Below are 19,464 nucleotides of genomic sequence, written 5' to 3'. Positions count from 1 at the left end.
ATAGCCCTCTCATCTCCTGCCCCTCGTTTTACTCATTTATCGCCTTCTTGGCTTGTTTCACCGCCTGGGCCATGGCGCTGGTCGGTGCCTGGCTGTTGAACAAGGCAGCCAGATCGGCATGAGCCTTGTCATTGAGGATCAGCAACTCAATGCGCCGATTGGCACTGGCCTTGGGATCCCTCTTGTTATCCAGCATGGTATCGGCCATGCCCATGACCTGGGCGACCCGACCGCTCGGCATACCACCAGCCAACAACACCCGTCGCGCCGTCATGGCCCGATCGGCCGAGAGTTCCCAGTTGCTGTAGTTCTCCCCGGCAAAGGGGGTACTATCCGTATGGCCCGAGATGACCAAGGGGTTTTCCACCCGCTGGAAAACCGGAGCCAAGGCCATCAACAGATGATGAAAGAAGGGGGTAATACGCGCACTGCTGCGGGCATACATCTCCCGTTTCTCATCATCACGGATCAGGATGCGCAACCCCTGGGGGACTATCTGCAACTCGATATTGTTACTGGCTTGCATGTTCTCGCCCACCTTCTCGATGAAGCCAGCCAGCACCTGCAACTGCTTGGGATCGTTGTAATGACCCGACGTCAGACTGCCATAACCCTGCCCGGCTTTGGCGCGCCCTTCATCCTTGGCACTCATGTTGGCTGCGGGCTTGATCTCGCCATCTTTGGTGTATTCAGGCGCCACCTCTTCCAGCACGGAAGGCTGCCCACCCAGGTCTATGGGGTAGGGGCTGTTCTGGATCTCGAAGGGGTTAGCCTCGTTATCCATGATGCTGTAGTCCCGCAGGCGGCTAGCCACCACCTGGCGCTCCTCCTGATTGGAAACAGCCAAAATCCATAGCACCAGGAACAGCGACATCATGGCCAGGGTGAAGTCGGCGAATGCAACCTTCCAAGCGCCTCCCCCCTGGGGGCGGCTATCACGCCGCTGTTGGCGCTTGATGATGACCTGTTCGTTATTGCGCATCGCTCATCACAGCCCGGTTAGTGACCCACTCTTCCATCTGAATAAAACTCGGCTTCACATCCGGCTCCAATACCTTGCGACCCGCATCCACAGCCAGCAGCGGGCTCTTGCCGCGCAACTGCGCCAGCAGTATAGACTTGACGCACATCAGCAAGGTGATACGGCGCTTTACCAACTCCTCCATGGCGCTGCTGGTCGGTTCCAACAGGCAGTAACACATGAAGATACCGATGAAGGTCCCCACCAGCGCCGCCGCCACATGGACGCCTATGCCGCCCAAGGGGCCATCCAACTGCTGCATGGTGATGATGATGCCCATGACCGCCGCCAGGATTCCGAATCCCGGGCAGGCCTCCCCCGTCTTGTGCAAGGCATGGGCGGGTTTGAGCATCTCCTCCTCTAACGCCATGATTTCCTGTTCCAGCAGGGTTTCCAGCTCATGAGGGCTGATCTTGCCCATGCTCAACAACCGCAGGTTATCCGTAATAAAGCCCAGCAACAGCGGGTTGGATTCGACTACGGGGTAGATGAGAAACACCGAGCTCTGCTGAGGGTTTTCCACATGCTCATCCAGCGCCTTCATCCCCTTGAGCCGGATCTCCTCCAGCAAGTGATGCATCAGGGTCAGTAATTCACGATAGAGTTCGCCCTCGGCCTTCTTGGGCACCATCACCTCTTTCACCTGTACCCACATCTCGTGCAACACCTGCTTGGAGTTGCCCAAGATGAGTGACCCAGCCGCCGCTCCCAATATGATGATCATCTCCGCAGGCTGCCAGAGCGCCAGCACTCGCCCCCCCGCCATCATAAAACCGCCCAATACGCAGATGAAGACGATGGCCACACCCAATTGTTTTTGCATCCTGGTTCCTTACAGCAGATCGGCCAGCTGTTGATTGAGTTGCACGAGACACTGTTTATGCAACTGACAGACTCGGGATTCCGTCAGCCCCAACGCCAGCGCTATCTCTTTCATGTTCAGCTCATGCTGATAATACAAGGAGAGCAGCAACTGCTCCCGTTTGGGTAGTTGCGAGAGGGCCTGCTTGACGGAGCGTTGCAGCTCCAGGCGGGCAATCTCGTTGTTTTCACAGCTGGGGTGACCACTCACCCCCTCCAACAATTCATCCAGGCTCTGCATGGCCTCCGACTGGCTGGCGTAGTGCAGGTTGCGCACCTCTTCCAGATCCAGCTTCATCTCGTCGGCCAGCTCCTGCTCGCTGGCGATCCGCCCCAGGCGGTTGTAGAGAGTGCGGGCCACATGGTTGAAGTCATGAGCCTGCTGCCGGACCTGACGAGGCCGCCAATCCTGACGCCGCAATTCATCCAGCATGGCACCGCGAATGCGCTTGAAGGCGTAACATTCGAACTGCTCATCCGGTTCACCACCATAGCGCCGCAGGGCCTCCAGCAGCCCCATCAGCCCCACCTGCTCCAGATCTTCGCGGCAGAAGGTGGCCGAGATCTGGCTGCGCAGATGAGTTGCGGCCCGCTTGACCAGTGGCAGGTAGCGCAACATCAAGGCTTGCTCCCTGGCTGGAGTCAGGCGGTGGGGCACGAAAGCGTCGTCTCCCGACCACTCCTTTGCCTGCAACATCGGACCTCCTACTGGACTACCACTTTGGTGATCAATACATCATCCAATGCCGGTTTATAACCATAGTTGCTGATGGTGCCACTGAGCTTGGCCAGCAAATCGCCCTGCAGCACCTCCAGTTGTTGCAGATCTTTGCGCACCTGCTCCAAGCTGCGATGGCTGAAATATTGCACCATGGCATTGCGGATCACCGGTTTAAGCTCATCCAGCTGGGCCAGTTGTTCCGGATCATGGGTTACCAATGCCATCTCCAGCAGCAGGTAGTGGCTGCTGTCCTCGCTCTGCAGGCTGATCACCAGCTTGTCCAGGGGTTTGAATAGCGGCTTCTTGCTCAACTCCTTCTTGGGTGGCGCCGAGCCAAACCAGGAGAACAGGGTATCCTTATGCTGGAAGGCCACCCAGGATGCGGCCACTGAGCCGGCAATCAACACCAGGGCCCCAACGGCTATCACTAATACACGAACTAGCTTCACTGCGATCTCCTTATCCGGTTAAACCAGGGCATTCAGCCGATCGAGGCGAGGCCCCGCTTGCGTTGTCTCTTCCACCAACAATTCCCGCCGACCGGCCAGAATGCGCCACTCCTCTTCCGGCGCTTCTCCTTGTTGCCGACTGTCCCCCTGACCCACGTTCACATCCACGCCCCCCGCATGTTGGGGCGTCAGGCTCATACGCAACCGCTCACTGCTCTGGATCAGCGCATCCCGCAGGGCCGGGTTGGCGGCATTGAGTTGCACCGAGAGGCGATCGCCGTCCATGCGAACCGTCAACTCCAGCCGCCCCAGGTCGGGCGGGTCGAGCCGGATGTGGGCCTGCTTGATATTCTGGCTGACCTGCATCTCCACGCGCTCCTTGAGCGTAGAGAGCATCTGCTCGCCCCATTGACTCTGGGGTGTGGCCAGTTTCAGCGGCGCCCACTCCAAACCCTTTGCCGTCTGGGGCAGCGGCGCATCGCTGCGCAACGCCTCCTGAGGCGCGGCGGCCGGCACAGAGAGCTCGCTCAACACCGACTTAGTCGCCTTGCGATCCAAAAGCGCGGGCTCCACCGCCTGCAGTTGGGTCAGCAGAGCCAAGGGGACACCCTTCTGGGTCACAGGCCCCGGAACCTCGCTCAGTGCGCTCTCTGCCGCCTTGGCATCTGTCTGCTGAAGAGTAGTCAGCGGCTTGTAACTGGTCACCTCAGCGGACCAGCTTCCGGCAGATCCCTGGGCCGCAAAGCGGGCCGCCAGGAGTGGCACGGTCAAACCTGCACCGGAAAATCCCGCTGCCTCTGCCGTCCTCTGCCGGGCACTTGCCTCGGTAGTCGCGGGGGCCGCAAGCTGCAGACTCTGGGTCAAAGGCTGAGTGGTGGCAAGCATGGCATAGTGTGACCAACAGGCGAGTGGCGTTTCATCTGCACTTCCCTCGCTGCCTGTGGGCTGGGCCTCGGCGTGCGCGGTGGCAGCCTCCTCCGCAACTGGCAATGGGGGCAGAGCCAGCACAGTCTCATCCCCACTGTGCACCAGAGGCGCCCAGGATTGGACGAAATCTTCGCTCTGGCGCGCCTCACCTTCGGCTAAACGCCCCTGGATCGGGCTCTCCCGCCCCCCCTGAGCAGGGGGAGCCGTATCGGTCTGGGTCTGGATGGTTATCGCCATAACTCACTCTCCTGATAGGCCAGCGCCCCTTCCCGGCACTGGTTGAAGCGATCCATCTCCTGTGTCACGACTCTCTGGGCCGTGGCACAACATTGCCTTGCATCCTGATGACATTGTTGCAGCCAAGCCAGCTCATCCGCTAACTGCACACGCAAGATCGACTGGCCCTGCAATGATTGCAAACACTGGGCGAGTTGCTGATCGACGCGAGCCAACGCCAGCCACTGCTCCGCCTGGCTATGCTGTTGCAACAGCGCGCCCAGCTGGCGCAACTGCTGGCGCCAGCGTAGCAGAGCGTCTCGCTGCTCATTACTCATTAGTCGACTCCTCTCAACCCAGGTACTATCCAAGCGCGAAGCAAGGGCTGCGCCACATTAAAAGTAAAGCTAAAACAATAGGTTGAGATTAATGCCATCACAAAGCGGAAGTCTGACTTCCGACCGGGCGGAAACGGTAACCGGAAAACAGATGCGGTCGCCTAGGCGACCGCATCAAATCGAGCGCAGGCAAGCACTGGTCAGGCGGCTTGCGCCTTGGCCATGGCCTGCCACCCTTCGCGAAGTTCGCCGATGATGCGCACCACTCTCGCCAGGCCCGCAGTTTCATTACTCACACTCACCTCGAACAGTTGCTGACCGCAGAAGTCATACAGACGGTGCAGGTTCTCTGCTAGCTCGCCGCCACTCGCCATATCCAACGCGCTGTCGAGACCACCCAGGATCTGCAGGCACTTATTGATGGATTGCCCCTTGCGCTCATAGTTGCGCACCTGCATATGTCCCTCGGTGCGCGCCAGCTCATCCAGCAAGCCATCCACCAACATCAACACCAGTTGGTGAGGGTCGGCGGCGGCGGCTCGGGCCTGAGTGGCCGTTTGTTGGTAAGCATCGAATCCGGGGTCAAACGTGTGCATGGCGACTTCCTCAGGCAAACAGGGAACTGGTTTGGGACATCTGGCTCATCAGGCTGTTGAGCTGGGTAAATTGCTGGAGATAACGCTGATACGTCCGCTCCATGCGGGTATCCAGTGCATCCTGCTTATCACTGATCTGGGTCTGATCCCGCTGCAGGCTCTCCTTGCGCTGCTTGATGATACCAGTACGGCTGGTATAGCTCTCGGTGGCGCTCTGCAAAGTTTTCAATAAACCGCTATCGCCTTGCAATGCCTTAGTCAACAGAGTCGGATCGGAGGTCAAACTCTTCTGCAGGGCCGCGCTGTCGACCGAGAGGCTACCACTCTTGTCGCTCTTGATCCCGAGGGAACTCAGGGTCATGCCACCGGGTAACTGCCGTATCTGGGTGCGCAACAGGCTGATGAGGCTCTTGGCCGAGCTATCTCCAGCCAGGGCACCGTTGCCCTCACGGCTAGTCAACTTGCCCAGATCACCGACCAGGGAGTTGTAACCATCGACAAACTTCTGCAAGGCGGCCGTCATGGCCTGGGTATCCTGCCCCACTGTCAGTTGGATAGGCGCGTCCCCTACGGCCTGGGCCTTGCTCAGATCCAGGGTCAGGCCATCCACCACTGTGGTCAGCTTATTGCTACTGGAGGTAATAGTGAGCGGGTTGTCGGCGCCCAGCTTGACTATGGCATCCTTGGCCTGGCTGATGACGCTCTTGCCGGCAATGCTCGCAATCAAGTCATTACTGGCCACACCACCGGCACCCGGCACATAGGCCACGGAGGAGATGGCATTGAGCGCCCCAGTATCCTTGCTGGTGAGCATCAGCTGCACCGAACTCCCCGTGCGGACCACGCTGGCCTGAACGCCCGGGTTGGTCGCACTGTTGTTGATCCCCGTGGCCAGATCTTTCAAGGTAGCGCCGGCGGGGAGGGTGTTGAGATTGAGATCCATACTCTTGCCATTCACCGTCACCGAGAAAGTGCCATCGGCTGGCATGGGCGCTGTCTCACTGGCAAACGACAAGCCCAGCTGGTGGGCCTGGGCCAACTGCTGGACGAACAGGCTATATTGGCCGGCAGCGGCCTGGCCATTGCTACTCACCTTCACCACCCCATCCTGGGAGAGGGTCGTGCTCTGGGCCTGCAGGGTACTCACCTTGTTGAGGTCCTTGAGCAGGGTCTGGAAGGTGGAGAGCTTGCTGCTGAGTGTCGAGATGCCGCTCAGCTGATTCTTGATCGTCGTCGCCTTCTTGCTCAGCAACTGATCCATGCCTTGCCGCTCGGCAGAGACCAGGGTTTGGGCCATGGTGGTAGGATCAATACTCGTCGCCATCTCATCTTCCTTCTAAACAAAACAGGGGATCGCAAAAGCAAGCCTGTGGCGCGCCTCCGGATCCCCTTCTCTAGTACGCCCTTACGAACGCATCCATTGATGATTAACGCAGCAGTGAGGTCACCATGCTGGTCATCTGGCTGGAGTTGGAAAGCACAGACATGCCCGCCTGCATCAACATCTGGTTCTTGGTCATGCTGCTGCTCTCTTCGGCATAGTCGGCATCCAGGATACGCCCCTTGGCCACATCGGTATTCTCCTTCATATTGGAGAGGTTGTTGACCGTATGATCCAAGCGATTGATATTGGCACCAAAGGCGGAACGGACGGTACCAATGTTGGTCTGCAGGGTATCCAGTTCGGTCATGGCGGCTTGTGCGCTAGCTAAGCTACCGACCCCGGCTTTCACCGCCGCATTATCCAGACCATTGGTGGCGGTAGTACCCGTCACTATCTTCAGCGCCTCGCTCAGAGAGCCTGTTGCCGTGCCCAGTGTAAGTTTTTCGCCTGAGGAACCACCGATCTGGAAGGTGACACCCGCCTCGAAAGAACCGCCCTTCAGCAATTTTTGACCACCGAAGGTGGTATTATTGGCAATGTTACCCAACTCAGCCAACAGCTCTGTGTACTCGCCATTCATGGCGGTGCGATCGGCAGTCGAGCTGGTATCGTTCGCAGATTGCGTCGCCAGATCCTTCATACGCTGAACGATATTGGTCATCTCTTCCATGGCACCTTCGCCAGTCTGCATCATGGAGATAGCGCTCTGCGCATTGCTCATGCCGACCTTCTGACCATTGGATTGCGATTGCAGACGAGTAGCGACCTGCAGACCGGCGGCATCATCGGCGGCGCTATTGATACGCAGGCCAGTGCCCAGGCGTTGCATGGCGGTGGTGAGGGCTTTGTTGGTAGAGCCCAGCTGGCTTTGAGTAACCAGTGACGCATAATTGGTATGAATGGAAAGACTCATGTGTTACTCCTTGATGGTGGCGCCCAAGACTGGCAGCATCTGACAGGAGTAATAGAGCGACCCCTGCCTCAAGAAAATTAAATTTCACTCAGACTTTTTTAATGTTTTTTTCCTCATGGGGCATCGAGCACGAGACCTCATGATTTAGTGCGGGAAAACTACTTTCCTTACGGAAATAAAATTTCAGCATGATATAAAGTGAAAAAATAGATCCCTGTTTGCGGCACTAGGATCATTAACATGGGCAACAAAAAGCCGGGTTATTATTCATAACCCGGCTTAATTACCTATTCCCCAGTGGCTTTAGTGCTTAACGCAACAGCGACGTCACCATGCTGGTCATCTGGCTGGAGTTGGAAAGCACGGACATGCCCGCCTGCATCAGCATCTGGTTCTTAGTCATGCTGCTGCTCTCTTCGGCATAGTCAGCATCCAGGATCCGCCCCTTGGCCACATCAGTATTCTCTTTCATATTGGAGAGGTTGTTGACCGTATGATCCAGGCGATTGATATTGGCACCAAAGGCGGAACGGACTGTGCCAATGTTGGTCTGCAGCGTATCCAGCGCGGTCATGGCGGCTTGGGCATGAGCCAGAGTATCAACGCCATCGGTGGCAATAGCCGTCACACCAATGCCAGAGGTAGTACCGGTCACCGCCTTCAGGCCAACAGCCAAGGCTCCGGTAGTACCATCGAGAGTCAGTTTCTCGGCTGAATCGCCGCCAATTTGGAAGGTCACATTCCCTTCGAATGAACCAGCTTTAAGCAATTTCTGACCACCAAACGTGGTGTTATTCGCAATGTTGTTCAACTCAGCCGTCAGTTCCTTGAACTCGGCATTCATGGCGGTGCGATCCGCTGAGGAGCTAGTATCGTTCGCCGACTGAGTAGCCAAGTCCTTCATGCGCTGAACAATATTGGTCATCTCTTCCATGGCGCCTTCGCCAGTCTGCAGCATGGAGATAGCACTCTGAGCATTGCTCATACCAACCTTCTGACCATTGGACTGCGATTGCAAGCGGGTGGCAATCTGCAGACCGGCTGCATCATCGGCGGCACTGTTGATACGCAGGCCAGTACCCAGGCGTTGCATGGCGGTGGTGAGGGTCTTGTTAGTGGAACCTAGTTGGCTTTGCGTAACCAGTGACGCGTAGTTGGTATGGATAGAAAGACTCATGTGTTGCTCCTTGATGGTAGCGCCCTACAGGGCAGCATTCGACATGAGTAATAGAGCGACAACCGCTTTTCAAAAATTAAACGACTCTTAAAATTTTATTATTTTTGTTAAACATCTGCAGACAACGGTTATTGGCTGAGCCTTCGGTAATAGCCAGCCCAATACCTGACGCTTATACACAACTGCCATCCCGTTAATAAGATGTTTGCCTAAATTGGCTAACACTGAATGGCGATGCGCTGGCTATAGCGAGTGCTGCCAAGCATCCAGCTCATCCAACAACTCAACCAACTCATACTCTAGGTAATCAGCCAATCCCAGCCAGTCATGTCGTTCCTGGCAGGCCAAAATGGCGCTAGAAATCTGTACGCAGCGCTGCTGCAGGGGGGTGGGAACCGCCCTCAGAACGGGAATAAGGGCCGATAACAGACGAGCACTCTCGACGCAACCCGACTCATCCCAACCGTTGCGCAAGATCTGGGCGATTTGCTGGCCGCCCGTTTTGAAGCTCGGAACATTAATCATAGGGCAAACTCCTGGTTGTACTCAGTGCCCTGGATTTTCGCCCCATCACGGCTGCCATTGAAAAACCGGATGCCCGTCTGCTTGCTGATGTAATATTCCATATAATTCAAATAAATACAGAATGACAGCAGGGTTCTTACCTGTCCCCCATGGCCATCAACGACCGTGCGATTAGCCGTGCTGGCCTTGGCCCCCAAGACACCATCATCCCAACCTGAGTGAGTCTTTTCCCCAGGGAAAGCAAAATCGGCCCCCAACAGGGTGATCTTTGACGCCCCCATCTGAACCGCTAAATCCATGGCAGGATGGATCACACTGCCACCAGAGTAGAGACTGCTTCTGGGCAGCACCTTACGCAGGGTGTCATATGTCGCCAAAGCCTCATAGGCGACATAACGTGCCCCCTGCCAGGCAGCAAGCACATCATTAGGCACCATGGGTATGTAGACCAAGGTCATGTCCGCAGAGTGCTCCGGCAACAGGTGGCTTGCATCTATGGTGCGATCCATTGAGACCACTATGTCGGGGCGGATACCGTGCTCAAGCAAGGGGCGCAAGGCTGTATCCACACAGATAAAGAGCGGGCGCTCTCTCTGTTCGCACTTGAGCCTCAAGGTAGCATAATGCTGGGCCAGGGTGGGTCCGGTGGCAATCACATAGGCTTCGCCCCCCTGCCGTGACTTAAACAGGGCCGAAACGTCCTGATCTTGCGAAATCAGCTGGCGATTACTCTGTAATCGCTCCGCCATCCAGCCCTCGGCAAACTCGTTATTGATAAGATTACGCTTGATTTCGATGACCAGCCGGTCACGCAGCTTGAGCGTCGGCTCATCAGCCAACTCCAGCTCGGCCGCGATGGCCGTATAGGGGGTGGCGACCCACTGATCGTCACTGGCAAAAGAGAGCGTGACGCGAGGATCGGCCAACCAGTCGCTATGATCCAGCAGATGCAGCAGCATAGCGAAGAGGCCCCGGTTCATCACCTTGACAGACAAGACCTTGAGTTGGTTTCGTTTAAGCAGCTCCCGAGGCAGATCGCCCAGCCCAATCCCGTAGAGGGTCAACGCCTTGTGTGTCAACGGAATGGCGTCGGCTTGCAGCCGGGCCTCGCGCAATCGATCGTGACGACTGCTCAACTGAATGCCATCAATCGCCAGCGTCGAGCTACGCCCCTCGATCAATTCGGCCGGAATGGCATCGATATCCTGCTCTTGCAATGGCGCCAGCAAATGGGGCCAGCGTTGTTGGATCAAAGCCATGTGTTGCGGGAAAAAATTCGTCATGGGTCACATCTTGTCAGCGGAAACAATCCCTATTCAGCGCAAGCGCCCAATAAGCGAAACTCAGTTCGAACCGTCACTCAGCAGCGCCACCACATTCTGGCGGGAGACGTTGGCCTGAGCCACCAGTCCGGATACCGTCTGGCCGAAATCACTGCCCTGCAACTGCCCCTGCAACTGGGATTCCAACTGCTGCAGCTCCTGCTCGCTCATGGCGGCAGTACGGGCCTTAACCTGTTCCAACTGGGTTAGCATCTGCTGGCGGAACTTCTTCAGATCGCGCATGGACTGCTCTATGGTGCCCAGCAGCCGCTGCAGACGCGCCTGCTCCTGGCGCACTTCGCCACGGGAGAGACCATCCCCCAGCTTGCCCAGTTCGCTCTGGGCCGGGGTTAGCTTGATGGCCACCGGCTCCCCCGCCGGCACCCGAATACCCTGCCCGGAGAAGAGTACAGGCTCATCCAGTTTACGACTCTCACTGCGCGGCAGGGTAAATTGCAGTTGGCCCTGGTCATTGCGGCTGACCTGAATTTGCTCGTCGGCCAACCCCTGCTGCAGCAGGGTCACCACCTGCTCCCCTTGGGCACCGGCCGGGATATTGACGGTAGTCGAGCGCCCTGACGCCGGAAAGAAGAGTTGCAACCGCTCGGCGCTGGGTTTGGCGCTGAGCAGGTCTACTTTGTCCAACACATAGCTAGCCTGGCGTGCCTGCCCCGAGAGCAGCGTCGGTTTCAGCTCGCCATCCAATAAGCCTGAATCACTGCTCAGCTGCTCATTGAGCGCGGCAATCTGCTGCTGGATCTGGCTGCTGGCCTGACCACTCTGGTTGAGCTGTCGCTCCAGTTGCTTGAGCTGGCGATAAGCCATCACCAGCGATTGTTCACTGCCCTGAGCATCGGCGATGCGCTGCTGGGTTTGGCCCATCACGGCCCAACGGTTATAGCGATCCAGTTGTGGCAGTTTGACCTGATCCTGGGTCTTGCTGGCCCCCTGAGTCTGGTTTTCAGCGCGTCGCCCTATCCCCGCGCGTTGGGGAGTGGTTTCGGTAACCGTATTAATGCGCGCACTGTTGATCTGCATACGCAACCCTTAGAGGTAATTGAACAGGGAGAGGCTGTTCACCTTGGCAAATGATTGCTGGGAGACCTGCAGGGCCTGTAGCACATTGCTGAGCTGGGTCGTGGCCGCTGAGTAGTCCAGCGATTCGATCTGGTTGCTTACCTGCTTACTGAACAGCGTCATCTCATCATGGGAGGCATTCAACTGCTCCAGGGTATTCATGCGCGCCCCTATGCCACTGCGTACCCGGCTGATGTTCTCCTGGGTAGTCGATACTTGCCCCAGCATGGTGTTGGCCTCGGCATTCACAGCGCCTGACGCTGTCTCCAGCACGGAGACGAAACTCTCCAACTGCTGGAAAAAATTTCCCCCGTCGAAGAAGAGCGCCTGGGCATTGTCATTGGCCGCCAGGGTGACGCCGTGTGCCACGGCCACCTGTCGCTGATAGCTGTCGCCCTGGTATTGATAGTGGCCTGCGGCATCCTTGAGCACGGGAGCCTTCTGCACCTCGCTGCCGGAGAAGAGATAGGAGCCATTTTCGTCCCGACCATTGGCCAGATCGAACAGCCCCGCCTGCAGGCTGCGCATCTCGATGGCCATAGCCTGGCGATCGCCCTGAGAATAGTTGCCATTGGCCGCCGTCTGCGTCAGATCCTGCAAGCGCAGCATCATGTTGGTCATGGTCTCCAGCTGCACCTCATCTTGTGACAACTGGGTCGTCACCTGACTGATGTTCTTCTGATACTGGCCCAGCGTGGTCTGCTCTTTGTGCAGGGAGAGCAGTTGCACCGAACCTATGGCGTCATCCGAGGGTTGCAGTATGCGTTTACCCGAGGCCATCTGCATATCCAGCTTGCCATACTGACTGTAGTTCTCCTGCAAGCTAGCCAGCATGGTCTGCTGGATCTGTCCGGTACTGATACGCATGGTCACTCCTAAAACATCCCCAGCAATTCATTAAAGAGTTGGTCAGCCGTGCTGATCACCTTGGCATTGGCCTGATACGCCTTGGAGTACTGCATTATGCTCACCCCCTCCTCATCCAGGTTGACGCCACTGACGCTCATCACCTTGTCGCCGACCTGTTTAGCCAGCTGTTGGCTGGCCGCCAGCTCGGCCTTGGCCTGGCTGCTACCCACCGCCACTTTGCCTAGCAGCTTGCTGTAAGCATCGTAGTGCTGATCCTTCAACGCCAGCATGGCCAGTAGATTACGGTTATCGCCCACGCCCCCCTCGGCGACCTTATTGCCACTGGCGTCCAGCTTGCTGGCCCCAAAAGCCAGATCTTCCGGCTGAAAACCGCTGCTCAGCGTCAGGGTGTTGGCCGGATCATTGGCATCGAAGCTGAAGAGGGGCTTGCCCTGAGTGCGGGGGGTATTCATATCGAAGCCTGCCGCCTGCTGGCTGTTCATGGCCTCAGCCAGCTTGCTGGCCATGGTGCCCAACTCCTGCAGCGTCGGCTTCAGAACCTCCTGACCATAGGCCAGCAAGCCCCCCAGACTCCCCTGCATCTTCTGCTCGACCGGGAAACGCTGAGGGCCAAATTGTAGCGTCAACTTGTCGCCCTGCAGGTTGAGGGTGCTGGCATTGCTCCCCAGCACCAGAGGCTGCCCCTGAGCCAGACTCAAAGAGAGGGAGCCATCGGCCTGGCGATTGACCTTCACATCCAACTGCTTGGCCAGCGCCAATACCGCCTGATCCCGTTGATCTTCCAGGGCTGAGGTGTCGCCCGCATTGGCAGCCACCTCGATGATCTGCTTGTTCAGAGCCGCGACCTGCTGGCTCTGACCATTGATCTGCTGCACCGTGGTGGCCATCTGCTCATTCAACTGCTGTTGCTGGCCACCAAAGGTCACCGCCAGTTGATTGAAACGGCCCGCCAAGGCCTGGGAGGCGCTGACGATCTGCTGGCGGGAGGCACTGCTCTCCGGGCTCTCGGCCGCCGCACTCAAGGCGGCGAAGAAGGCATCCACCCCCTTGGTGATGCTCATGGCATCGCTACCCAGCACCTGCTCGGTGGTGTTGATGTACTGCTCATAGCTCTGGTTAAAACCGGTAGCCGAAGCACTGCGCCACTGCTGGCTGGTGAGATAGCTATCTGTGATGCGCCGGATGGAATCCACACTGACGCCGAGCCCCCGCTCCGGGGTACGGCTACCAAACTGCACCTCCTGACGGCTGTAGCCTGTGGTATTGACGTTGGCGATGTTGTTACTCGCCACGTTCAATGCCGCTTGCGCCGCATTCAGACCCGAGCAACCAATGCTAAATAGGGACATCAGTCCGCTTTCCTCTTGATGGCGTGCAGGCTCTGGCGAAATGCTTCCTGCGTATTATCAGCAACAACGACTGACGGCGCCGAATTCTTTAATGTGGGCGCTAATTGTTCCACCATTTGCTCTTTCAGTCCCATTCCGCCCTTCTTGACCATGCTCATGGCCAACTGGCTATCGTACATATCGCGATAGAAGCCCTGCTGTTGACTCTTGAACAGCCCCTCCTCCTCCTGCAGGGCATCGCTGGCCGCCCGCATGTGCTTGAGTACGGTCTGCAGAAACTCCACTTCGAACTGGCTGGTGGCGGCCTCCAGGGCAGCGCGCTGATCCGGGTTACGTTTGATGGCCTGCAGCCCCTGCATATCCTGATAAAAACTCGGATCCATGCTACCGAGCGAGTTGATTGATTGGCTCATAGTCTTCCCCTAAATCACCACTAGCTCACCCTCGAGGGCATCCGCTTCATTCAAGGCCTGCAATATAGCCATAATATCATCCGGTGCCGCGCCCAAGGAGTTGATGGCCCGTACTATCACCTCCAGCGACGTCCCCTCGGGCCAGACGAACATGCTGCTACGGCCCTGATCCACACTGATGTCGCTCTCGGGCGTGACGGTCGTCTTGCCATTAGAAAAGGCATTGGGTTGACTGACATTCTTGCGCTCCGTGATGGTCACCGTCAGGCTACCGTGGCTGACGGCGGCCTTACGCACCCGCACATCCTGCCCCATGACCACGGTCCCGGTGCGGCTGTTGAAGACCACCTTGGGTCGCTCACGCCCCAGATCCACATCCACATCTTCCAGCAAGGCCATGAAGGCGATACGTTGACTCTCATCCTTGGGGGCCCGCAGGGCCACCCGCCCGGCGCTCACCGCCTTGGCGACCGGGCCAAGCTGCTGATTGATGGCCCGCTCCACGTTGCGAGCCGTGCGGAAGTTGGGCTGTTTCAGGTTGAGGAACACCTCGTTCTTCTCGCCGAACGTAGAGACCACCTCCCGTTCGACTGTGGCGCCATTGGGGATGATGCCCGCCGTTGGCACGTTGATGGTCACCGACGAGCCGGACTGCCCCTCGGCCTTCATGCCCCCCACCACCAGATTTCCCTGGGCCACCGCATAGACCTCGCCATCGATCCCGCGCATGGGCGTCAACAACAAGGAGCCCCCGCGCAGGCTCTTGGCATCACCAATAGAAGTCACGGTGACATCTATGGTCTGCCCCTTACCGGAGAGAGCCGAGATGGAGGCCTGCACCGATACCGCCGCCACGTTTTTCAACTTGGGATCGATGTCATCGGGAAGCTGCACGCCAAACTGTTTGAGCATGTTCGCCATGGACTGGCCGGTGAACTTCACCTGGCTGCGGTCACCCGTCCCGGCGAGCCCCACTACCAGACCATACCCCACCAACTGGTTGTCACGAATGCCTTGCACATCGGCTATGTCCAGCAGGGGACGGCTGCGGCTGCGCGCTGCCTCAGCCGACGGACAGGCCAGCAGCGTGAGCAGCAGAGGCAACAGAGTAAAAAAACAGGGGCGCATAGCCCTCCTCGCAAGCGCGGCCATCAGATGGGGGCCACGGCTGAGTTGAAGAAGCGACTGAGCCAGCCCGCCTGATTACTGTCGGCCAGGGCGCCACGACCGGCATAGGTGATACGGGCATCAGCGATGCGCTGGGAGGAGAGACGGTTAGATTGGTCGATATCCTCCACCCGCACCATGCCACCCAACCGCACATACTCATCACCCTGATTGAGGCGTATCCATTTCTCCCCGCGGATGCGCAACACGCCGTTGGTATAGACCTCGGCCACGGTCACGGTAATAGCTCCGGAGAGCGTATTCTGTTGACTCGCGGTCGCCGAACCATCAAAGGCTCGTTTGGCTGACATATCCAGCCCCATATCCTCGCGGGTCGACCCGCCAATAGTGGGAGCCGGTACGCTGATGTTACTGTTCTTGCCCATGCTGGTATCCGCCTTCTTGCTGGATTGGGTACGCTCATCCAGCATCACAGTCAGGATGTCGCCCACCCGATAGGCCCGACGATCCTGGAACAGGGTGAACATGTAGTCACGGCGATAGAGGCTGCCGTCCTCAGCCTTGGCCGCTGCCGGCATGGGCAGGGGTGCCGATGGCTTCCACTCATCTTCACCCGGCTCAGGCGGTCGCAACTCATAGGTAGAACAGCCGGTTAACAACGCCAGTAGCAGCAGCAGACGCCCCATGGCCCCCCCCTTACAGTGATTGACTGATAAACTTCAGCATCTGGTCAGCGGCCGAAACCACCTTGGCATTCATCTCATAGGCGCGCTGAGTGGTGATCATGTCCACCATCTCCTCTACCACATTGACGTTGGAGCCTTCCAGCGTGTACTGCTTGAGCGCCCCGAAAGCCTCCTCGCCTGGAACCCCTTCCTGTGGTTCACCCGAGGCAGCGGTCTGCCGATAGAGATTGCCACCCAAGGCTTCCAAGCCCGCCGGGTTGGTGAAGTTAGTCAGGGTGATCCGCCCCAGCTCCACATTGCCCTGCTGACCCGCCACAGTGCAGGAGACGGTGCCATCCGAGCCGATAGCCACCTGAGTGGCATTGTCCGGGATCTCGATCTGTGGCACCAGCGGCAGGCCATCGGAGTTGACCAACACCCCTTCGGAGCTGCGATGCAGTTGACCGTTACGGGTATAGGCCGTCTCGCCATCCACTTTTTCGATGCCGAAGAAGCCTTCGCCGACTATGGCCACATCCAGATCCTGATTGGTGGTCTGGAAGTTGCCCGGCGTGAAGACCTTCTGGGTGCCGACGACACGAACGCCATTCCCCATCTGGATGCCGGTCGGCGTCTGATTCTGCTGATCCTGCAGGGCACCAGGTTGTTGCTGCACCTGGTAGAAGAGATCTTCAAACGCCACCCGGTCACGCTTAAAGCCGACCGTGTTGACGTTGGCCAGGTTGTTGGAAATGGCCGCCATCTTGGCGTCCTGGGCGGTGAGACCTGTCTTGCTCACCCAAAGTGCTGGATGCATATTCTTTCTCTCCAGAGAGGATCAGGTTATGCCTGACCAGAAATCAGTTTGGCGCCCAAGCGGGCCTGTTCATCGGCAGACTTCATCAGCCGCACCTGTAGTTCGAAGTTACGGCTCAGATCCATGCTACTGACTAACTCGTTCACCGCATTGACGTTGGAACCCTCGAGGAAACCGGAGGCCAGCACCACCTGATCACTGCTCTCCAGCTCCCCCCCCTGTTTTTGACGAAACAGGCCATCTTCGCCCTTTTGCAGATCCTTGAGTTCGGGTTGCACCAACTTAAGACGACCCGCCTCTAACCGGGCGCCGCCCCCGGGAGGCGTAATGCTGATGGTACCGTCCTTGCCAAAACTGAGAGTGCGATACTCGGGAAGGACGATTTCCCCCCCATCACCCATCACGGGGCGACCATTCAGGGTCAACTGGCCCTCCCCATCCACCGTCAGATTACCTGCCCGGGTATAGGCCTCCTGGCCATCTGCCGCCTGTACGGTAAGAAAACCTTGGCCACGGATGGCCACATCCAGCTTGCGGCCGGTCTGCATCAGGGCACCTGCGGTAAAGTCGCTACCCGCCTGCTCTTCACGCGCCATGACGCGGCTGGGAAAACCGGGGCCAGCGATGGCTGCAGCCGATACACGCTCGAAGTCAGCACGAAATCCGGTCGTATTGACGTTGGCCAGATTGTTGGCCCGGATCTGCTGGGCCATCAGGGTGTGTTGAGCACCTGACATGGCGGTGTAGATCAACTTTTCCACTGCACTCTCCTCGTTACTGGTTCAACCCTAGAAAGCGTTGAACAGCACCTGTGTCATCTTGTCGGCCGCGCTGATGCTCTTGGAATTGGCCTGGTAGTTGCGCTGGGCCGTCATCAGGTTCACCAGTTCACCGGTGAGATCCACATTCGACCCCTCATAGGCACCCGCAGTCAGGGAACCCAGAGTCCCGGAGCCCGGCACCCCCAGCGTCGCTTGCCCCGAGGCAAAACTCTGATACCAGGCGGTATCATCGCCCTGCTGCAACCCACCCGGATTGGTGAAGTTGGCCATCACCACCTTACCCTGCAGTTGACTCTGGCCATTGGTATAGACGGCAAACAGGGAACCATCCTCTTCGATACGCACCCCGCTCATCTCACCGGCGGTATAGCCATCGGACTGGTTACGGCTGACGTTGAAGTCGGAGGCATACTGGCTCACCCTGGACATATCCAAGCTTACCGCCATGGCATCCGCCCCGGTCGGCGCCAGAGCCAAATCGACCTTGCTGGGCATAGTCAGCAAGGAGCCATCACTGTTAAAGATCAGGCTCTGCACCTGAGGCACACCGGCGCTCTGGACGGCACTGCCATCCACATAGAAGTGATCTTCCCAACTATTGCTGCCGGTCTTGACGAAGTACTGGGTCAGGGCGTGTTCCACCCCCAGCGAGTCATACAGCTTGCCGGATTGGGAGAAGTTGTAACTGTTGACCTCGGCCGGATCGAAGGGATAGGCCACACTGTTGATCTGGCTGGCATCGGCCTTCAGGTTGGCCACGAACTCCACGCTGGTCGATGCCTTGGCACCCAGGTTGCCTGAACTCACCTGCATATCGGTCACTACGCCAGGCACCAGTTGCCCCGCCTCGTTGACCCCATACCCCTGCAGCTTCATGCCATTCGCCGCAACCAGATTAGTATTGGCATCCATCTGAAACATACCCGCACGGGTATAGGCGGTCTTGCCATTTTCGCTCAGCATAAAGAAGCCGCCGCCGGAAATGGCCAAATCGAGGGAGCGCCCGGTCTGTACCACGTCGCCATTTCGGTCGAAATTCTGCGATACATGATTCATGGCCACCCCACCCGCCAAGCCACCGCTGTAGATGGCGGCAAATTCGGCCCGACCGGACTTGAAACCCGCCGTATTGACGTTGGCGATGTTGTGGCTGATGACACCCATCTCTTCATTCACGGCGCGCAGACCGCTCAAACCAATGTTAAAAGACATCTTGCATGCTCCTCAGGCTCAACCCTTGCCAAATTCCACGACGCTAAACAGAGGGACGGATCCGACCCCTGCCACATCCAGACGCACCTCACCGCTCCCCGGTAGCGTCACCCGCTCTACCCCGGAGGCCACATAATTCTGGGCCTGGCTCTGAACCCCGCCCTGCTGTGCCACCACCTCAAAGCTATATTCACCCACCGGCAGGGTAGCGAGATCGTAGCCCAGTGCTCCGCTCTGGCTGGCCCCCCACTGCCGTTGCGCCACCACTTGACCAAAACGGTTATAAACCTTGAGGTTCACCTCATCGGCAGCCTGGCTCAAGTAGATCTGGCCACGCACCGCCTGCTCCTTATCCAGGGTCAGAGACTTAGTCGGTGCCATGACCTCCTTACCCACCAGCTGGGTACTGGCCAGTACCTGCTGGGTGTCCTGCAGCGCCAAATTCTTCTGCTGCAGCACCTTAAGGTTTTCCACCCCTTCCACCATGGAAAACTGCGCCAGCTGACTCACATACTGGGTACCATCCATGGGGTTTAAGGGGTCCTGATTCTGGATCTGGGCCACCATCATCTGCAGAAATTCGTTGCGCAACCCTGCGCTATCGTTGGCACTGCTGCCGTTGCTGGCGATAGTGTTATCGCTCGTGGTGGTTCCGCTGCGTGCGGTATCCAGGGCGCTGATCTGTGCCAGACTCATGCTTG

The 19,464-nt window shown here is 57.9% G+C and carries 22 protein-coding genes; all 22 read right to left on the bottom strand.

Annotated features, from left to right (window positions below; genetic code table 11):
• Positions 1-28: 28 nt before the first annotated feature.
• On the bottom strand, positions 29-982 hold the full coding sequence (locus ACZYTD_RS03590; RefSeq protein ID WP_463889285.1) for a flagellar motor protein MotB: 954 nt from the start codon (positions 980-982) through the stop codon (positions 29-31).
• Positions 972-1,844: a lateral flagellar motor stator protein LafT gene (lafT, locus tag ACZYTD_RS03585; protein ID WP_463889284.1), complete on the bottom strand. Its 873-nt coding sequence runs from the start codon at positions 1,842-1,844 to the stop codon at positions 972-974. The genes ACZYTD_RS03590 and lafT overlap by 11 nt, the downstream gene beginning before the upstream one ends.
• A 9-nt stretch (positions 1,845-1,853) precedes the next feature.
• Positions 1,854-2,501 carry a FliA/WhiG family RNA polymerase sigma factor gene (locus ACZYTD_RS03580; RefSeq protein WP_463889682.1) on the bottom strand — a complete coding sequence of 216 codons (648 nt, stop codon included), beginning with the start codon at positions 2,499-2,501 and terminating at the stop codon, positions 1,854-1,856.
• 86 nt (positions 2,502-2,587) lie between these two features.
• A complete protein-coding gene (locus ACZYTD_RS03575) occupies positions 2,588-3,052 on the bottom strand; it encodes a flagellar basal body-associated FliL family protein (protein WP_463889281.1) in 465 nt (154 codons plus the stop codon).
• Positions 3,053-3,070: 18 nt separating this feature from the next.
• A complete protein-coding gene (locus tag ACZYTD_RS03570; protein ID WP_463889279.1) occupies positions 3,071-4,216 on the bottom strand; it encodes a flagellar hook-length control protein FliK in 1,146 nt (381 codons plus the stop codon).
• Positions 4,207-4,533: a hypothetical protein gene (locus ACZYTD_RS03565; RefSeq protein ID WP_463889277.1), complete on the bottom strand. Its 327-nt coding sequence runs from the start codon at positions 4,531-4,533 to the stop codon at positions 4,207-4,209. Before ACZYTD_RS03565 ends, ACZYTD_RS03570 begins: the two co-directional genes overlap by 10 nt.
• Positions 4,534-4,733: 200 nt before the next feature.
• Positions 4,734-5,129, bottom strand: a complete 396-nt coding sequence (fliS, locus tag ACZYTD_RS03560; RefSeq protein ID WP_463889275.1) for a flagellar export chaperone FliS — start codon at positions 5,127-5,129, stop codon at positions 4,734-4,736.
• Between the two features lie 10 nt (positions 5,130-5,139).
• Complete coding sequence (gene fliD, locus ACZYTD_RS03555; protein WP_463889273.1) at positions 5,140-6,453, bottom strand: flagellar filament capping protein FliD; 1,314 nt, start codon at positions 6,451-6,453, stop codon at positions 5,140-5,142.
• 103 nt (positions 6,454-6,556) lie between these two features.
• Complete coding sequence (gene lafA / locus ACZYTD_RS03550; protein WP_463889270.1) at positions 6,557-7,426, bottom strand: lateral flagellin LafA; 870 nt, start codon at positions 7,424-7,426, stop codon at positions 6,557-6,559.
• Between the two features lie 310 nt (positions 7,427-7,736).
• Entirely contained in the window at positions 7,737-8,603 is an 867-nt protein-coding gene (lafA, locus tag ACZYTD_RS03545) for a lateral flagellin LafA (RefSeq protein ID WP_463889268.1), read from the bottom strand.
• 243 nt (positions 8,604-8,846) lie between these two features.
• A complete protein-coding gene (locus ACZYTD_RS03540) occupies positions 8,847-9,128 on the bottom strand; it encodes a hypothetical protein (protein WP_463889266.1) in 282 nt (93 codons plus the stop codon).
• Positions 9,125-10,411: a motility associated factor glycosyltransferase family protein gene (locus ACZYTD_RS03535; RefSeq protein ID WP_463889263.1), complete on the bottom strand. Its 1,287-nt coding sequence runs from the start codon at positions 10,409-10,411 to the stop codon at positions 9,125-9,127. Before ACZYTD_RS03535 ends, ACZYTD_RS03540 begins: the two co-directional genes overlap by 4 nt.
• 60 nt (positions 10,412-10,471) lie before the next feature.
• The gene (locus ACZYTD_RS03530) at positions 10,472-11,488 is read right to left on the bottom strand and encodes a hypothetical protein (RefSeq protein WP_463889262.1); all 1,017 of its coding nucleotides are present in this window, start codon (positions 11,486-11,488) and stop codon (positions 10,472-10,474) included.
• 9 nt (positions 11,489-11,497) lie between these two features.
• Positions 11,498-12,394 (bottom strand): flagellar hook-associated protein FlgL, encoded by an 897-nt coding sequence (gene flgL, locus ACZYTD_RS03525; protein ID WP_463889260.1) that lies wholly within the window; start codon positions 12,392-12,394, stop codon positions 11,498-11,500.
• Positions 12,395-12,402: 8 nt separating this feature from the next.
• Entirely contained in the window at positions 12,403-13,746 is a 1,344-nt protein-coding gene (gene flgK, locus ACZYTD_RS03520) for a flagellar hook-associated protein FlgK (protein WP_463889257.1), read from the bottom strand.
• The gene (locus ACZYTD_RS03515) at positions 13,746-14,159 is read right to left on the bottom strand and encodes a rod-binding protein (protein WP_463889255.1); all 414 of its coding nucleotides are present in this window, start codon (positions 14,157-14,159) and stop codon (positions 13,746-13,748) included. The genes flgK and ACZYTD_RS03515 overlap by 1 nt, the downstream gene beginning before the upstream one ends.
• Before the next feature lie 9 nt (positions 14,160-14,168).
• Positions 14,169-15,287 carry a lateral flagellar basal body P-ring FlgIL gene (fgIL, locus tag ACZYTD_RS03510; RefSeq protein WP_463889252.1) on the bottom strand — a complete coding sequence of 373 codons (1,119 nt, stop codon included), beginning with the start codon at positions 15,285-15,287 and terminating at the stop codon, positions 14,169-14,171.
• A 23-nt stretch (positions 15,288-15,310) separates the two neighbouring features.
• The gene (gene flgH / locus ACZYTD_RS03505; RefSeq protein ID WP_463889250.1) at positions 15,311-15,973 is read right to left on the bottom strand and encodes a flagellar basal body L-ring protein FlgH; all 663 of its coding nucleotides are present in this window, start codon (positions 15,971-15,973) and stop codon (positions 15,311-15,313) included.
• Between the two features lie 10 nt (positions 15,974-15,983).
• The gene (gene lfgG / locus ACZYTD_RS03500) at positions 15,984-16,769 is read right to left on the bottom strand and encodes a lateral flagellar basal-body rod protein LfgG (protein WP_463889247.1); all 786 of its coding nucleotides are present in this window, start codon (positions 16,767-16,769) and stop codon (positions 15,984-15,986) included.
• Between the two features lie 26 nt (positions 16,770-16,795).
• On the bottom strand, positions 16,796-17,530 hold the full coding sequence (lfgF, locus tag ACZYTD_RS03495) for a lateral flagellar basal-body rod protein LfgF (protein WP_463889245.1): 735 nt from the start codon (positions 17,528-17,530) through the stop codon (positions 16,796-16,798).
• Positions 17,531-17,557: 27 nt separating this feature from the next.
• On the bottom strand, positions 17,558-18,763 hold the full coding sequence (flgE, locus tag ACZYTD_RS03490; RefSeq protein WP_463889243.1) for a flagellar hook protein FlgE: 1,206 nt from the start codon (positions 18,761-18,763) through the stop codon (positions 17,558-17,560).
• Positions 18,764-18,781: 18 nt separating this feature from the next.
• Positions 18,782-19,459: a flagellar hook assembly protein FlgD gene (locus tag ACZYTD_RS03485; RefSeq protein WP_463889240.1), complete on the bottom strand. Its 678-nt coding sequence runs from the start codon at positions 19,457-19,459 to the stop codon at positions 18,782-18,784.
• Positions 19,460-19,464: the final 5 nt, after the last annotated feature.

The organism is Pseudaeromonas sp. HNCC25DJ180 (assembly GCF_055413345.1).
Note: the sequence above shows the minus strand (reverse complement) of the source record. Positions and strands in the feature narration are given on the sequence as shown.

Bases quoted from the DNA above. Each gene is read 5' to 3' on its own strand.
- ACZYTD_RS03590 (WP_463889285.1), bottom strand. From the start codon at position 982: ATGCGCAATAACGAACAGGTCATCATCAAGCGCCAACAGCGGCGTGAT.
- lafT (WP_463889284.1), bottom strand. From the start codon at position 1,844: ATGCAAAAACAATTGGGTGTGGCCATCGTCTTCATCTGCGTATTGGGC.
- ACZYTD_RS03580 (WP_463889682.1), bottom strand. From the start codon at position 2,501: ATGTTGCGCTACCTGCCACTGGTCAAGCGGGCCGCAACTCATCTGCGC.
- ACZYTD_RS03570 (WP_463889279.1), bottom strand. From the start codon at position 4,216: ATGGCGATAACCATCCAGACCCAGACCGATACGGCTCCCCCTGCTCAG.
- ACZYTD_RS03565 (WP_463889277.1), bottom strand. From the start codon at position 4,533: ATGAGTAATGAGCAGCGAGACGCTCTGCTACGCTGGCGCCAGCAGTTG.
- fliS (WP_463889275.1), bottom strand. From the start codon at position 5,129: ATGCACACGTTTGACCCCGGATTCGATGCTTACCAACAAACGGCCACT.
- fliD (WP_463889273.1), bottom strand. From the start codon at position 6,453: ATGGCGACGAGTATTGATCCTACCACCATGGCCCAAACCCTGGTCTCT.
- lafA (WP_463889270.1), bottom strand. From the start codon at position 7,426: ATGAGTCTTTCCATTCATACCAATTATGCGTCACTGGTTACTCAAAGC.
- lafA (WP_463889268.1), bottom strand. From the start codon at position 8,603: ATGAGTCTTTCTATCCATACCAACTACGCGTCACTGGTTACGCAAAGC.
- ACZYTD_RS03540 (WP_463889266.1), bottom strand. From the start codon at position 9,128: ATGATTAATGTTCCGAGCTTCAAAACGGGCGGCCAGCAAATCGCCCAG.
- ACZYTD_RS03535 (WP_463889263.1), bottom strand. From the start codon at position 10,411: ATGACGAATTTTTTCCCGCAACACATGGCTTTGATCCAACAACGCTGG.
- ACZYTD_RS03530 (WP_463889262.1), bottom strand. From the start codon at position 11,488: ATGCAGATCAACAGTGCGCGCATTAATACGGTTACCGAAACCACTCCC.
- flgL (WP_463889260.1), bottom strand. From the start codon at position 12,394: ATGCGTATCAGTACCGGACAGATCCAGCAGACCATGCTGGCTAGCTTG.
- flgK (WP_463889257.1), bottom strand. From the start codon at position 13,746: ATGTCCCTATTTAGCATTGGTTGCTCGGGTCTGAATGCGGCGCAAGCG.
- ACZYTD_RS03515 (WP_463889255.1), bottom strand. From the start codon at position 14,159: ATGAGCCAATCAATCAACTCGCTCGGTAGCATGGATCCGAGTTTTTAT.
- fgIL (WP_463889252.1), bottom strand. From the start codon at position 15,287: ATGCGCCCCTGTTTTTTTACTCTGTTGCCTCTGCTGCTCACGCTGCTG.
- flgH (WP_463889250.1), bottom strand. From the start codon at position 15,973: ATGGGGCGTCTGCTGCTGCTACTGGCGTTGTTAACCGGCTGTTCTACC.
- lfgG (WP_463889247.1), bottom strand. From the start codon at position 16,769: ATGCATCCAGCACTTTGGGTGAGCAAGACAGGTCTCACCGCCCAGGAC.
- flgE (WP_463889243.1), bottom strand. From the start codon at position 18,763: ATGTCTTTTAACATTGGTTTGAGCGGTCTGCGCGCCGTGAATGAAGAG.
- ACZYTD_RS03485 (WP_463889240.1), bottom strand. From the start codon at position 19,459: ATGAGTCTGGCACAGATCAGCGCCCTGGATACCGCACGCAGCGGAACC.